This window comes from Corallococcus sp. CA041A (assembly GCF_003612075.1).
GTDB lineage: Bacteria > Myxococcota > Myxococcia > Myxococcales > Myxococcaceae > Corallococcus > Corallococcus exiguus.
This window is the reverse complement of record NZ_RAWF01000272.1, coordinates 1-13,083: the sequence shown is the minus strand read 5'-3', so window position 1 is coordinate 13,083 and position 13,083 is coordinate 1. Positions and strand designations below refer to the sequence as shown.

Below are 13,083 nucleotides of genomic sequence, written 5' to 3'. Positions count from 1 at the left end.
GCCGAATCTCCAGCCTGTCCTCACCCGTCAGCCTTGCTGCTTTCCCTCGGCCTCGCACCCTGTGCCTCCCATCAAGCAGGGTGCCATGGTGAGCACCCACGTGGTGCGTTCACCGCTTGAGACCGCCGACGATTCGGTGGACAACTCCGCGATGTACTTCGCGGAGGAGGCCGTGGGCCAGACCTGGACGATCCGAGACGTCCCCAACGGCTACATGGCCGTGGGGAACGATTCCTTCACGGCCTTTGAGGCGGCCCTCTTCAAGAATCCGGAGGGCTACCACCTGGTGCTCGTGGGCACCGGGGACTCCGTCATCAACACCGCGGTCTACCGCTGTGACAAGTCGGGCTGGACGCTCGAGAAGGACGCCCTGGAGGTGCCCCTCGATAAGGCCATCCAGCTCTACGACAACGCGGGGCTCATCGCTCCCAAGGGCAAACCCGGGCTGACCCGGAAGGACCTCAAGGATTGGGGAGGCTCCATCCTGGCCTACCACCTGCCCCGGAAGGGCCGGGTCATCCGCATCACGTCCTACGTGGATGAGCCCGACTCCGCTTATGGCAAGGAGCTGGGCACCCTCGAGTACGTCCAGTCGAAGTTCCAGGTCGTCCCGCTCAAGACAAAGGCGAAGTGAGCGGCTCGCGGAGGGGCCTCAATTCGACAGCTGCTGGCAGGTGGTCCCTCCGTTGGCGTTCTTCACGTAATACATCAGGCCCACGTTCGGATCCCTGAGGACCGACCCGAAGGCAGACGTGAACGCGTTGAAGTCCGTGAAGAAGACGTGCCCGCTGAAGTTGGGGTCGCGGTAGTAGATGCAGTCCTTGTTGACGCTGACCCCGCAGATGGCGATGGCATGCGTGGACGCCCCCGACGTCGCGACCAGCGGGCACTTGTAGGCGGCGAAGCCGACTGACTTCGTATAGTTGTGCAGCGTGGCGCTGTCGACGGCCCCCATGCTGAGCGGGGATCCACACCAGAGCGGGCCGTGGGCCTTCATGAAGACGTCGAGCTTGCTGGTGCTGCCCAGGATGTCCATCGTCGTCAGCTTGTCCAGGCCCTTGAAGCCCAGCATCGTCAGCAGATAGCCGCGGGCGAAACCCTGCTTCCTCCATTCCGTGAATTGTTGCAGGGACGCCTGGACCTCCTGTTCGTCGTGCTTCTTGGTGGCGACGAAGCTGCTTTCAATCTGGCTGCGATAGAAGCGGATGTCCCGTTCTCCGTGCTGCCCGGTCAGCAGCTGGATGACCTCGTCCAGTCCATCGAACCGCCTTCCTTCAAGCTGACTGAGGGAACTCTTGAGGCCGGACGGCAACGGCATGTCCTGCGGCCGGATGAAGGTCGGCATGGGCACCCGCTGCATATTGGTGGGGTTGACCATGGAGTCCGGCAGGTGGTCCCACTTGTAGACAGGGTCCAGGGCCTTGAACCCCGTCCGGCTCAACGCGGAGTTGAGCTGCACCTTGTCCTTGTTCTTCGTCGAGCCCATGAAGGCCTGGTGCGCCTGCAGCAGCTCCTGGTCGCCCAGGTTGTTCAGGGTCTGGTTGTTGTCGGCGATGAAGGTGCTGATCTTCCGGATGAGGGAGATCCACTTCTGTCCGGCGGGAGGCCATGGCTCATGGCAGCGGGCCACCATCTTGGCCGCGTAGTACCAGCACGTCGGGCCCTTCTGGGCGTTGGTCGAATTGCCGATGGGGGGCACCGCGTAGAGGATCGACATGGCGTTCCGAGCATAAGCCGGGCGTAGAGTGCGGCGTCATGGCACGTCGCGGAACCTGGCAGGGGTGGGCAGTCGCAACCGCCTATTGGTCGCTGGCCGGCCTGGCGGCCGCGAGCGAGTCCCACTCCGTGGGTGGGATGGAATGGGGACATGCGCTGCTCACGTCGATGGTGGCCCACGTCCTCTGGGTGCCCCTCTCCATGGCCATCCTCGAGTTCGGGCTGCGCTTCCCACTGGAGCGGCGGCAGGTGACGTCGCGGGTCGCGCTCCACGCGGCCGGAGCGCTCGCCGTGTCGTTCATCCGCGCGGCGATGATCTTCTCCCTGGACCCCTGGGTCGGCTGGTACGCGCAGCGTCCGCCCTTCGTGGACGTGCTCGAGCACGCGCTGCTCTCCAACCCGTTCGTCTATCTGACCGTGCTCGGCGTGGCGCACGCCGTCTACTACGCGGACCAGCTGCGTCTGCGGGACACCCAGCTGGCCCGCGCGCAGCTGCACGCGCTCAAGTCGCAGCTCCACCCCCACTTCCTCTTCAACACGCTGAACTCCATCTCCGCGCTCGTGCATCGCGACCCGAACGGGAGCGAGCGGATGATCGCGCGGCTGAGCGACCTGCTCCGCGGCACGCTCGACGCCGCGGGCACGGAGGAGGTGTCGCTCCAGGAGGAGCTGCGAGCCCTGCAGCCGTACCTGGACATCCAGGGGGTGCGCTTCGCGGACCGGCTCACGGTGAAGCACGACATCGCGCAGGACGCGCTCGGCGCCCATGTCCCACACCTCGTGCTCCAACCGCTCGTGGAGAACGCCATCCAGCACGGAATCGCGCCGGGCTCGGAGCCGGGGACGGTGACGCTGGTCGCTCGGCGCCAGGGGCCCGAGCTCCACCTGGAGGTCCGTGATGACGGCGTCGGCCTCAAGGAGCGCCCGGCGGACATCTCCCAGGGCGTGCGCGGCGGCCGGGGCCTGCGCATCACCCGCGAGCGCCTGGTGCAGCTGTATGGCGGTGCGCACCGGCTGGAGCTCCGGGATGCGGTGGGCGGCGGCACCACGGTGGCGCTCGCCATTCCCTTCCGTACGGAGCCCTCTCCATGAGCGCCGCCATGCGCGTGCTCATCGTCGACGACGAGCCGCTCGCCCGTCAGCGCCTGAAGGACCTGCTGGCGGAGGCCCCCGACATGCAACTCGTGGGGGAGTGCCGCAACGGCCACGAGGCCATCGCGGCCATCGGCGCCGAGCGTCCGGACCTGGTGCTGCTGGACGTGGAGATGCCCGGGCCGGACGGCTTCGGCGTCCTCCGGGCGCTCGCTCCTGGCCCCGCGCCCGCGGTCATCTTCGTCACGGCCCACCGGGACTTCGCGGTGCAGGCGTTCGAGGCCAACGCGCTCGACTACCTGCTCAAGCCCTTCGACCGCGAGCGCTTCCGCTCCAGCCTGGAGCGTGCGCGCGACCGGCGGCGGACCGTGCCGTCCTCCCTGGACGCGGCGCTGCTCGAACGGCTCGAGTCGCTCGCCGCCCGTCCATCCGCCACGCCCGAGCGCTACGTGACGCGGCTCGTGGCCCGGGTAGGGTGGCGCATGCGCTTCCTCCCGGTGGAGGACATCGACTACCTCACGGCGGAGGGGAACTACGTCGCCGTGCACGTGGGCAAGCAGTCGCACCTCACGCGCGAGACGATGGCGGCGCTGGAGGAGAAGCTCGACCCCAGGCAGTTCCTGCGTGCGCACCGCTCATTCATCGTGCGGTTGGACCGCATCGAGGAGGTGGAGCCACTCCCTCCCGGTGAGTACGTGTTCGTCCTGCGGGACGGCACCCGGCTGACCTCGGGCCGCAGCTACCGCGCGCAGGTGCAGCGTGCGCTTGAACTGCAGACGTGAGGTTGCGTTCCACCGTTCGTCCCTGACCCTCCACGGTTCGTCACATCTCCTTGGACCGCTTCGCCGCCGCCGGGCGACGGTGCTTTCAACAAAGGAGATGCACATGCGTCGTTTCGCCAGGCAGTGGTCGATGAACGTCCTCCTCGCCGTCTCCGCGGTGGCGGTGTCCGGTGCCGCAGGGGCCCAGGGGCTGGAGTCGGAGTTCGCGTTCGGGTCGCGGCCCCGGTGCGAGCCGGGAGGCAGCCTCTTCGCGCCCGGAGAGATTTCCCTGGAGGAGCGCTCGGAGTACCGGCTCGCGCTGTCCGCGGACGGGAAGACGGCGTACTACCACGTCGACTCGGACACGCCGCCGTACCAGGCCATCTACGTGACCCAGCTGAAGAACGGCCACTGGGGGCCCGGTGAAGTGGTGTCGTTCTCGGGCACGTACAAGGACTCGGATCCGTTCCTCTCTCCGGATGGGCAGTCCCTCTTCTACTCCTCCACCCGCCCCGCGAACGGAGGCGCCGAGCGCCCGGACACAGACCTCTGGGTCGTGCACCGCGTCCGCAACGGCTGGGGAGCGCCCGAGCACCTGGGGCCGCTCGTGAACTCGCCGAGGGAGGAGCTGTACCCCAGCGTGACGCGCGACGGGACCGTCTACTTCGCGAGCGGCACGTTCGATACGGACTTCGAGATGTACCGCGTCCGGCGCCAGGGCAATCACTACACCGCGCCGGAGAACCTGGGCCCCGCGGTGAACAGCCCTGACTCGTGGGAGTACAACCCGTGGGTGTCCCCGGATGGGCGGGTGCTCGTCTTCGCCTCGCTCAACCGCCCCGGAGGCTACGGACTGGGAGACCTGTACGTGAGCTTCAACGTCGCGGGCACCTGGACGCCCGCCGCCAACCTGGGTCCGTCGGTGAACACGGAGAAGGACGAGTTCCACCCCATGCTGAGCCGCGACTTGAGCCAGCTCTACTTCGTGCGGCAGACGTGGGACCCGTTCGTGCCGTCGGACTTCTACCACCTGGACACGCGCTGCCTCTGGCGCTGACAGCGAAGGCTGTGACCGGAATTGCCACGCATGGAGCCGGATTCGTAGCGAATCCGGCTACACGCGAAGGTCCTGACTGCTATCGCATCTCAGACATCAGGGGGTGCGTGCCACCTTCTGGAGGGTGAAGCTTTGCAGCCCCACTCCCTGGAGGGACACTTCCCGGAGCGCGTGTGAGTTGGATTGGACGCCTTCGGGCCGGAAGGTGACGAGGTCCACCGCGACCGAGAACGTGTGGTCGGGGAAGCGGACGGGCTTGGGGAACGGGAAATCCAGGCCGGGCGTGCAGCCCTCACCGTTGGGGCCGGCGACGACGCCGTGGCCGCTGCCCCACTTCCCGGGGAAGGCCACCAGCCGGGAGAACTTCGCGTCATCCCCCGGGCCCGCCGGCCCACCGAAGCTCTCCGGGACGGGGGCCACGCCGAAGCGCTCGAAGGCCAGCTTCCCGTCGACGTAGCCCCGCACGGTGTAGGTGGAGGCCCCGTGGACGGACGGGTCCACGTAGATGGCGCCCTGGCCCTCCGCCTTCGAGCGGGCCACCACCACCCGCTCCAGCAGCTCCGACGTGCCGTCCGGCTGCGCACCGATGTAGGTCAGCAGCATCCGGCTGCTCCCATCCGGCTCCAGCGGGTTCAGCCAGGCATCCCAGCCGGTGGCGCCCTCCAGGTGGAGGCTCACTCCCGCCTGCTTGCCGTCCGTGCTCTCCACGAGCAGCCCCTCGTTCGTGGCGGACAGCTTCGAGGCGTCAATCGGGCAGCTCTCCACTCCGTCGAACCACGCGCAGCCCTTGCCCGTCGTGTCCCCGGCGATGCCCGGCGTCGCGGCGAACAGCAGCCCGACGCCCAATCCGAGTCCGAGTGCGTTACGAATGAGTGAGCCGCGGTTCTTCCAGCGCATGTCCATGGCGTTGCTCCGTCGAGAGGGGTTGGGGGCCTGCGCTGGAAAGCGATTGCACGTGCCGTGCCCGGTGGCTTCATGACTTCCCGTGTCGTGGCGGGGCGGGCATTCTCCCCCCCGCAGCAGCTCCCCCCACGAAAGAGACAGGCATGCTCACGGAGCAGGTCCGCAAGGCACGACAGAAGCTGGTGTTGGCCCATTTCCACGATGAGGTGAAGCAGGACTGGGACGCCGTCCTGTCCACCTTCCCGCATCCGCATTACGAGCTCATCCCCACCCTGACGGTGCACGACGGGAACAGCGCGGTGCGCGACTACTACCGCGACACCCGCGTGGCCTTCCCGGACCAGCACCACGAGATCATCTCGTTTCGGCACAGTGATGACGCGGTCATCGTGGAGTTCTGGCTCATGGGCACCCACCTGGGGCCGCTGGGGCAGATTCCCGCCACGGGCAACACGTTCCGGGTGCGCATGTCGGCGTACTTCATCTTCGATGAAACGGAGACGCTGGTTTGCGAGCGCGTCTACTTCGACACGCTCAGCATCCTCAAGCAGCTCGTCGGCGGGCTGGACATGAAGAACCCGAAGAACTGGCTGCTCGCCGCGCGCTGCCTCAAGGGCCTGCTGGCGATGTCTGGCGACAAGCCGGTGCCCATCCTCACCCAGACGACTCCGCCCGTCTTCAACGACTGACGCGGGCGGTGGGCCGGTTCAAGAGACCCCAGGATGTCAAGGTGGGAACCTTCTGTTCAGAATCCGCAGTCCTCCCAGGGAAATGGAAGAAATCCAGTTTGTTCGGTTTGTTCATGGATGTAGTGTTCGAGTCTGTGGATGGGGCCATCCACTCGGGGCATCCCCGACTGACCGAGAGAAAGACCAACCATGAAGAAGCTGCTCCTGGGGCTCATGCTGGCCGCGGTTCCGCTGGTGGGATGTGGTACGGGCGTGGAGGACTACCCGTCCGACAACGCGGAGATGATCTCCACCGAGTCCGGTCAGAGCATCATCCTCGACCACAACCCGATGACGTCGTCGGACGAGGCGCTGGCGTCGATGGAGTCGCCGTCCGAGGTCTCGGCGATGGGCCCGAACTGCTGGGTCACGCTCCTGTACTGTAAGTGGCCGGGCACGGACATCGGCGTCTGTAAGGACAACGGCAAGTGCACCGCCGCGCAGCTGCGCAATAACTGCATCGCGCTCTACAACAAGACCTGCTAGGCCTTTCAAAGGCTTGCAGCGGTCCAGGAAGCCCGGCGCCCACGAGGGAGGCCGGGCTTCTTGTCTGGGCGCCTACAGCCCCGTGCTCTTGAGCAGCGCGTACGCGCTCTCGCTGGGGAAGAACCCGGACGAGTAGATGTTCGCGTCCGTGACGAAGGCCTTGTCGCCCAGGATGGCCAGCTTCGGCCCGGTGGTGGAGCGGATGAACAGCGGCACCGCCAGCTGCGTCTCCGGCCAGCGCACCATGCCGTCCGTGCCGAAGGACGTGTCCAGGTCACCATTGGCCAGCAGGCGGAAGAGCACGGGCTTCGCGTACACATCCGCGAAGACGAGGATCTTCCCATCCGCCTGGATGCGCAGGCCGCTGACGTCCACCACGTCGAGCACGCCCGCGGGCGCGGTGAGCTCCCGCACGCCCGCGGGGCCGAAGGTGACGTCCGGCTTGCCGTCCGCCGTGTACGCCACGAGCTTGAGCACGCCGTGCGTTTCACCGCCGACCTTCACGTCCTGCCGTTCGCCCGCGAGCAGCAGGCCTCCATTGGGCCGCGCCACCATGGCGTGGGCCTGTCCGTCCTCGCTCTTCGCGAGGCCGCCGGTCCCGAACGTCATGTCCTGGCTGCCGCTGGAGGTGATGCGCACCGCCGCGAAGTGGTCACCCCCGCCCAGGACGACGCTGGAGCCCTGGAGCACCATGCCCTGCACGGATTCGGCATTCGTGTACGCGCCGCCAATCCAGCTGCCGGACGGGCTGCCCGCGGACTTGAAGGTCGTGTCGAGCGAGCCGTCCGCGTTGTAGCGGATCAGCGCGAAGTCCTCGTCCAGCCCGTCGGACTTCGTCAGGAGCGCCGTCGTCGCCTCCGCAAGCCCCGCCGCCCAGGAGCAGGGCGCTCGCGACCAGTGCCGCCCACGCAGTCTTCCTCACGTTGTGATTCATTCGAGATGTCCCTTCCGGTCTGTCCAGTGCCGCCGTTGCACTGGGATTACGCCGTCAGGGGCATTTATTTCCTCGGCCGGGGTGAGCGCCGACTCCACCCCGGACGTCTTTCACGCGTAGTCCGACCTCAGCTGTTGTTTCAGCGTGTCATCCAGATTGAGCTGCGCGGACAGGAGCTCCCAGTAGTCCGGCCCGCCCACGGTGGGAGCGTCGAGCGTGATGCGCCCGGCCACCCGGTCCAGGTCGGTGATGAACCCGGAGGCTTCGGGGCCGGAGGCGAAGACGTCCTGCGGCTCATTGTCGAGCACGAGCTCGAAGGGCCTGGGGGCGCCGGGGCGCAGCTGTTCGCGCTCCTCGTGGTCCATCCGCCGCCGGAAGTCCGGAAGGTCCGCCATGGCCTCATCGAGGAGGGAGCGCGCCGCTTCGAAGCCCACGTCGTTGAGGGGGGAGTCGTCCGCCCACAGGGAGAAGGCCTTCTCGACGCCGTCGACGGTCCAGGGCTCGGAGGGATGGCCCGGGTCGAAGGCGAGCGGTTCCATCAGCGCGCGGTCTCCGTAGCGGGCAACGCCATCCACGATGACGAGGCGCACCTCTTTCTCCGTGGCGGAGATCAACGCGTCATAGGGGTCGCCGTCGGTGCCCGCGATGACCAACAGGTCCGCGAGTGCGTTGGCGCGGAGCGTGCCCAACTGGGTCTGCCAGCCCGTGACCCGGGCGGCGTCCGCCGTCACCGAGCGCACCAATGTCTTCGAGGACAGGGACACGCCCTGTCGCGCTGCTTCGTGTCGGGCGACCTTCAACTCCTGGAGGAGGTTCTTGCTGCCGGTGGGGGACCAATCACAGCCCAGGGAGAACGTCACGCCCGCGCCGAGCAGGTCCGCGATGTGCAATGTCTGTCCATACAGCAGCAGGTTGCTGAAGGGGGACCACACGACCTTGGCGCCCATGGCGGCCATCCTGTCCAGGTCCGGGCGCTGCAATCCCAGACTGTGGATGCCAATCAGTGAAGGCTGGACGAGGTCATGGTCGGCCAGGTCGGCGTAGCGGCGGTGGGCGTAGTCATCCACGCCTTCGCCCAGGTGGTAGAAGTACGCGGCGCGGGACTTCAGGGCGTCGCGGAAGGATTCGATGTCCTCGGCGTCGTCATGCAGGTCCATCACGCGGGTGCTGCCCGCGGGCAGGTGGTCGTCGCGAGGTTCCTCGACGTTGCGCATGGCGCCCCGGAAGAGGGCCTCTCCGCCGGACACGCGGGTCCGGATGCCCTGACCGGTGGTCGTGCCCGCCAGCAGCGCCTTGGCTTCGATGTAGCGGACGACCGCGCGGGCAGAAGGGGAGTGGCCAGCGAGCACTCGGATGGGCAGGGAGATGCGCGTGGCGTATTCCGCGTGGCGCGGCCACTGGGTGCGATTGAGGTAGCGCTTCGGCACCCGCCACAGCGTCAGCACGTCGTAGACGAAGTGGTTGTGCAGGTCGATGAGCCCTGGATAGAGCGTCCCGCCGGTGTCGATCCTGGGGGCGCTCCGGAAGGACTCGGGGAGGGGGCCGCCCGACGGCTCGACCGCGACGATGCGGCTGCCACGGACGAGGACGCGCCCCCGTTCAATCACCTCGTCCCGGGAGTTGAGCGTCACCACCCGGCCTTCCAGGACGTAGTGGGGGACTGCTTCGGTGGGCTCGGGTGCTCCGGCGTTCATGGCTCGCCTCCCATGGCGGTGGGCCTCCCGGACTCCGGGGAGGAGCTACCGGCGGCCCCAGCAGCTTGAAGATAGGGACGACGGAGCCGGGAGGGTGGGGCGAGGGCGGGGCCGAGGGCGCCGCCCCGCGCCCGCTTCTGCCTCCGCGCGGAGCGAGCGGCGTCCGACCTGGGTCCCTCTTGAATCCATTCTCATATACATTCGAGTAAAATGAGATAGACGTGAAAATCACTTCACGTTCTCCTTGGCACCCTGTACGGAGCGCCCCGCACCTCCACAAGGATTGCCATTACCCCCATGCTCAAGTTCTCATCATTCGCCATCGTTGCCGCGCTCGGTCTGAGCGCTTGCAGTGAAGAAGATCCCGTCCCGCCTGTTGAGAAGTCGCGAGAGGAGCGGGTCAACGAGCACATGGAGTCGCTGCGAAGCGACGCCACGGCGCTCGGGACCTTCCTGTTCGAGATGCCCAAGGGCGGCGACCTGCACAGCCACACCTCCGGCGCCATCACCACGGAGAAGCTGATTGCGTGGGGCGCGGAGGACGGCGCCTGCGTGAACACGACGACCTTCGTGGCCAGCAACCCGTGCGCGGCCGGTTCGGTGCCCCTGTCCCAGACGGAGAGCGACCTCGCCCTGCGGGATGCGGTGCTGAGCGCCTGGTCCATGGAGGACCACCCGGGGCCCCTGCTGACGGCGCACCAGCACTTCTTCGACGCCTTCGGCAAGTACGGCGCGGTGCAGAACGACTCGCGCAATGACGACAGCTACGCGGACATCCTCTCGCGCGCGGGCAGGCACCATCAGGTCTACGTGGAGCTGATGCAAGGCTTTGGCGCGGGCCGGGGTGGCAGCCTCGCGACGCCGCTGTTCACGTCCACGGACACCTGGGACAAGGCGACCCTGCTGGCCAGGCGGCAGCAGCTCATCGCGCTGCCGGATTTCCAGAACGCCCTGACGGCGCAAGCCACCAGCATCGCGAACACCCTGACGGGCACTCGCACCCTCTTGGGGTGTGCCACGGCCCAGCCGGACCCTGGCTGCGGCGTGGAGGTGCGTCTCATCGTCTCCGCCAACCGCACAGCGGACCGGACGAATGTCTTCGGACAGTGGGTGTATGCCTATGAGCTTGCCCAGAAGGTGCCGGAGATCGTCGGCGTGAACCTGGTGTCCCCGGAGGAGAACGCCAACTCCCTGGCCTTCTACCAGGATGAGATGTTCGCCCTGGGCACGCTTGACGACTTCAATGACCAGGAGGTCGGCCGCAAGCTGGTCCATGTCTCGCTGCACGCCGGGGAGCTCATCCCGGCGGTGCTCACGGCGCAGGACCAGCAGCACATGACCTTCCACATCCGCGAGGCCGTGGAGAAGGCCCATGCGGAGCGCATCGGCCACGGCGCGGACGTGCTCGCCGAGACGTCTGGCGATGGCGCCGCGGACCTGCTGCGCGACATGCATGACGCGGGCGTGATGGTGGAGATCTGCCTGACCTCCAACCGCGTCCTGCTGGGCATGTCGGGAGAGGCGCACCCGCTCGCCGCCTATCTGAAGAACAACGTGCCGGTCGCGCTGTCGACCGACGACTCGGGGATCCTGCGCGGGGACATCACCCAGGAGTACGTCGCCGCCGCCACGGACCAGAAGCTCGAGTACAAGACGCTCAAGCAGATGGCGCGCGCCAGCCTGGAGCACGCCTTCGCGGAGGGCGACAGCCTCTGGGCCGCCCGGGATGACTTCTCCAAGACGGTGGATGCCTGCGCTTCCGACAAGCCGGAGCAGACCGCCGTGTCCGCCGGTTGCAACAGCTTCCTGGCCGCCAACACGCGCGCGATGTTGCAGTGGAAGCTGGAGATGCAGTTGGCCACCTTCGAGCGCGTCATCGCCCCGTGAGTCCCCGCCTTCGCGCCTCCACGTCAGGAGGCGCGAAGGCCTTGGAATTCCGGGCGCGGCGTCTCAGGTGCCTTCGTGGCCGCCGAGCGACGTGTCCCAGAAGTTCGCTTCGACCTTGTGGCCATCCGGATCCCGCACGAAGCAGCCGTAGTAGGGCGGGCCATACAGGGGACGCGGGCCGGGGGCGCCGTCATCGGTGGCTCCCGCCTTGAGGGCCGCTTGATGGAAGGCGTCCACCGCCTGCTTCGACGGGGCGAGGAAGCAGAAGTGCGTGCCATTGCCCACGGTCGCGGGCTTCCCGTCGATGGGCGTCTGGACCCAGAACTCCGGGAACTGGCGGCCGTAGGCCACCGCGTTCGGGAAGTCCAACACCCGCCGGCAGCCCAGCGGAGTGAGGATCGCGTCGTAGAAGGCCACGGCGCGCGCGAAGTCGTTCGTGCCAATGGAGACGTGGGACAGGATGCTCGGATTCTCGTCGCTCATGGCGGCAGGGATAGCACGCACCGCTGGAGCCGGACGTGACGCTCGCTACTGCGTCCCCTGAACAGCGCCGGACGGCGGCTCCAACCGGTCCAGCAGCCGGACCAGCTCCGCCACGGAGCCCACGGCCAGCTTGGCCATGGCGCGGCACCGTTGGAACCGCACCGTCTGTTCGGCCGTGCCCAGCTCCGCGGCGATCTGCTTGTTGAGCAGTCCCCTCGCCACACCCCGGCATACGTCCCACTCCCGGGGAGTCAGCGTGGAGAAGCGCAGGCGGAGCCGCTCGTGCTCGGCGTGGGCGGCCCTCAAGGTCTGGTCTCGCGCGAGCGCCTGGGACACCGCGGTCAGCAGTGCTTCCGTGCTGACGGGCTTGGGCAGGAAGTCCACCGCCCCTGCCTTCATCGCCTGGACGGCGACGGGCACGTCCCCATAGCCGCTGACGAGGACGACGGGGTGTCGCCATCCCGCCTTCCGCAGATGCTCCTGGAGCTCCAACCCGTCGAGCTCCGGAAGGCGCAGGTCCATGAGCACGCAGCCCGGTCCCTGCCAGGGCTCGCACTCCAGCATCAACCGGGGATGCACGAAGCTCCGCACCGCGTAGCCTTCCGTGTGGAGCACGCGCTCCATGCTGCGCAGCACGGGCGGATCATCGTCCACGACGAAGATGGTGGGCCGTTCCGAAATCACGGCCCACCGGTTCCAGGGGCCGTGAGCCAGGGCAGAAGGAAAGAGAGCATTCCCATGCATGGCCACCGCGATGACGCCGGCCACGCCTTCCGCCTCTGTCAATGCAACAAAGTGCTCAATGGCGGCGCCTTCGCGAAGGGATAGGAGTGCGTCACGGCCGCCTGGTTGTGTTTCTCAATTCCAGTGAATTGACCCGGGTCGGGCCTCCTGGAGCGCACCCTCATGGAAGACATGTCTCAGGCGCCGCGGCCCCCGGCCACCTGGCGCAGCCTGCTGTTCATTCCTCAGTTTGCCTTCGCGAACGCCGCGCGGTTGCCGGCGGATTGCTTCATCGTGGACTTGCAGGACGCCGTGCCCCTGGCCGCGAAGGCCGCAGCGCGAGCAGGGCTGGTGGAGGCGTTGAAGGCAGGCACCTTCGCCGGGCGTCCGGTGGTGGTGCGCATCAACGAGGCGGCGCGTCCCGAGTTGCTCGACGCGGACCTGGAGGCCTGCATCGGGCTGCCGGGGCTGACGGCGCTGATGCCCACCATGACGACGTGTCCGGAGGACCTGGATGCGCTGCACGAGCGCATCCGCGTGCTGGAGGAGGCCCGGGGGCTGCCCCGGGGACACACGCGCTTCCTGCCGCTCATCGAGACCCCGGCGGCCCTGCTGGAGG

14 protein-coding genes are annotated in these 13,083 nt (G+C 67.6%); 8 read left to right on the top strand and 6 right to left on the bottom strand.

The window, feature by feature from the left end; genetic code table 11:
- On the top strand, positions 1-634 hold a 634-nt coding region (locus tag D7V77_RS34320; protein ID WP_233597407.1), incomplete at its 5' end, for a hypothetical protein.
- A gap of 18 nt (positions 635-652) precedes the next feature.
- On the opposite strand, the gene D7V77_RS34315 is transcribed toward D7V77_RS34320, so the two are convergent.
- On the bottom strand, positions 653-1,717 hold the full coding sequence (locus D7V77_RS34315; RefSeq protein ID WP_120580485.1) for a hypothetical protein: 1,065 nt from the start codon (positions 1,715-1,717) through the stop codon (positions 653-655).
- 38 nt (positions 1,718-1,755) lie between these two features.
- Here D7V77_RS34315 and D7V77_RS34310 point away from each other — a divergent pair, with 38 nt between their 5' ends.
- The 3 genes from D7V77_RS34310 (at position 1,756) to D7V77_RS34300 (ending at position 4,626) form a co-directional block, all read left to right on the top strand.
- Entirely contained in the window at positions 1,756-2,808 is a 1,053-nt protein-coding gene (locus D7V77_RS34310) for a sensor histidine kinase (RefSeq protein WP_120580484.1), read from the top strand.
- Positions 2,805-3,590 (top strand): LytTR family DNA-binding domain-containing protein, encoded by a 786-nt coding sequence (locus tag D7V77_RS34305; RefSeq protein WP_120580483.1) that lies wholly within the window; start codon positions 2,805-2,807, stop codon positions 3,588-3,590. Before D7V77_RS34310 ends, D7V77_RS34305 begins: the two co-directional genes overlap by 4 nt.
- Before the next feature lie 103 nt (positions 3,591-3,693).
- The gene (locus D7V77_RS34300) at positions 3,694-4,626 is read left to right on the top strand and encodes a PD40 domain-containing protein (RefSeq protein WP_120580482.1); all 933 of its coding nucleotides are present in this window, start codon (positions 3,694-3,696) and stop codon (positions 4,624-4,626) included.
- Positions 4,627-4,722: 96 nt separating this feature from the next.
- Here the strand turns inward: D7V77_RS34300 and D7V77_RS34295 are convergent, their stop codons facing one another.
- Entirely contained in the window at positions 4,723-5,529 is an 807-nt protein-coding gene (locus D7V77_RS34295) for a hypothetical protein (RefSeq protein WP_120580481.1), read from the bottom strand.
- Positions 5,530-5,672: 143 nt separating this feature from the next.
- On the opposite strand from D7V77_RS34295, the gene D7V77_RS34290 reads away from it, so the two are divergent.
- Both D7V77_RS34290 and D7V77_RS34285 read left to right on the top strand, forming a co-directional pair.
- The gene (locus tag D7V77_RS34290; RefSeq protein WP_120580480.1) at positions 5,673-6,218 is read left to right on the top strand and encodes an ester cyclase; all 546 of its coding nucleotides are present in this window, start codon (positions 5,673-5,675) and stop codon (positions 6,216-6,218) included.
- Positions 6,219-6,407: 189 nt separating this feature from the next.
- Positions 6,408-6,743: a hypothetical protein gene (locus D7V77_RS34285; protein ID WP_120580479.1), complete on the top strand. Its 336-nt coding sequence runs from the start codon at positions 6,408-6,410 to the stop codon at positions 6,741-6,743.
- A gap of 72 nt (positions 6,744-6,815) precedes the next feature.
- On the opposite strand, the gene D7V77_RS34280 is transcribed toward D7V77_RS34285, so the two are convergent.
- The gene (locus D7V77_RS34280) at positions 6,816-7,436 is read right to left on the bottom strand and encodes a hypothetical protein (protein ID WP_233597408.1); all 621 of its coding nucleotides are present in this window, start codon (positions 7,434-7,436) and stop codon (positions 6,816-6,818) included.
- Positions 7,437-7,787: 351 nt separating this feature from the next.
- Positions 7,788-9,371: an amidohydrolase family protein gene (locus D7V77_RS34275; RefSeq protein WP_120580478.1), complete on the bottom strand. Its 1,584-nt coding sequence runs from the start codon at positions 9,369-9,371 to the stop codon at positions 7,788-7,790.
- Positions 9,372-9,782: 411 nt separating this feature from the next.
- On the opposite strand from D7V77_RS34275, the gene D7V77_RS34270 reads away from it, so the two are divergent.
- Complete coding sequence (locus tag D7V77_RS34270; protein ID WP_233597406.1) at positions 9,783-11,258, top strand: adenosine deaminase; 1,476 nt, start codon at positions 9,783-9,785, stop codon at positions 11,256-11,258.
- A 63-nt stretch (positions 11,259-11,321) separates the two neighbouring features.
- Here the strand turns inward: D7V77_RS34270 and D7V77_RS34265 are convergent, their stop codons facing one another.
- Together D7V77_RS34265 and D7V77_RS34260 are read right to left on the bottom strand one after the other, a co-directional pair.
- Complete coding sequence (locus tag D7V77_RS34265) at positions 11,322-11,741, bottom strand: VOC family protein (RefSeq protein ID WP_120580476.1); 420 nt, start codon at positions 11,739-11,741, stop codon at positions 11,322-11,324.
- 45 nt (positions 11,742-11,786) lie between these two features.
- Positions 11,787-12,425, bottom strand: coding sequence for a response regulator transcription factor (locus D7V77_RS34260; protein WP_233597405.1), 639 nt, complete (start codon positions 12,423-12,425; stop codon positions 11,787-11,789).
- A gap of 222 nt (positions 12,426-12,647) precedes the next feature.
- Here D7V77_RS34260 and D7V77_RS34255 point away from each other — a divergent pair.
- Positions 12,648-13,083: aldolase/citrate lyase family protein (locus D7V77_RS34255; RefSeq protein ID WP_233597404.1), on the top strand; the 436-nt coding region annotated here is incomplete at its 3' end.

What these genes read in the sequence shown, in the direction of transcription:
- D7V77_RS34315 (WP_120580485.1), bottom strand. Translation starts at nt 1,717, where the DNA reads ATGTCGATCCTCTACGCGGTGCCCCCCATCGGCAATTCGACCAACGCC.
- D7V77_RS34310 (WP_120580484.1), top strand. Translation starts at nt 1,756, where the DNA reads ATGGCACGTCGCGGAACCTGGCAGGGGTGGGCAGTCGCAACCGCCTAT.
- D7V77_RS34305 (WP_120580483.1), top strand. Translation starts at nt 2,805, where the DNA reads ATGAGCGCCGCCATGCGCGTGCTCATCGTCGACGACGAGCCGCTCGCC.
- D7V77_RS34300 (WP_120580482.1), top strand. Translation starts at nt 3,694, where the DNA reads ATGCGTCGTTTCGCCAGGCAGTGGTCGATGAACGTCCTCCTCGCCGTC.
- D7V77_RS34295 (WP_120580481.1), bottom strand. Translation starts at nt 5,529, where the DNA reads ATGGACATGCGCTGGAAGAACCGCGGCTCACTCATTCGTAACGCACTC.
- D7V77_RS34290 (WP_120580480.1), top strand. Translation starts at nt 5,673, where the DNA reads ATGCTCACGGAGCAGGTCCGCAAGGCACGACAGAAGCTGGTGTTGGCC.
- D7V77_RS34285 (WP_120580479.1), top strand. Translation starts at nt 6,408, where the DNA reads ATGAAGAAGCTGCTCCTGGGGCTCATGCTGGCCGCGGTTCCGCTGGTG.
- D7V77_RS34280 (WP_233597408.1), bottom strand. Translation starts at nt 7,436, where the DNA reads ATGGTGCTCCAGGGCTCCAGCGTCGTCCTGGGCGGGGGTGACCACTTC.
- D7V77_RS34275 (WP_120580478.1), bottom strand. Translation starts at nt 9,371, where the DNA reads ATGAACGCCGGAGCACCCGAGCCCACCGAAGCAGTCCCCCACTACGTC.
- D7V77_RS34270 (WP_233597406.1), top strand. Translation starts at nt 9,783, where the DNA reads ATGGAGTCGCTGCGAAGCGACGCCACGGCGCTCGGGACCTTCCTGTTC.
- D7V77_RS34265 (WP_120580476.1), bottom strand. Translation starts at nt 11,741, where the DNA reads ATGAGCGACGAGAATCCGAGCATCCTGTCCCACGTCTCCATTGGCACG.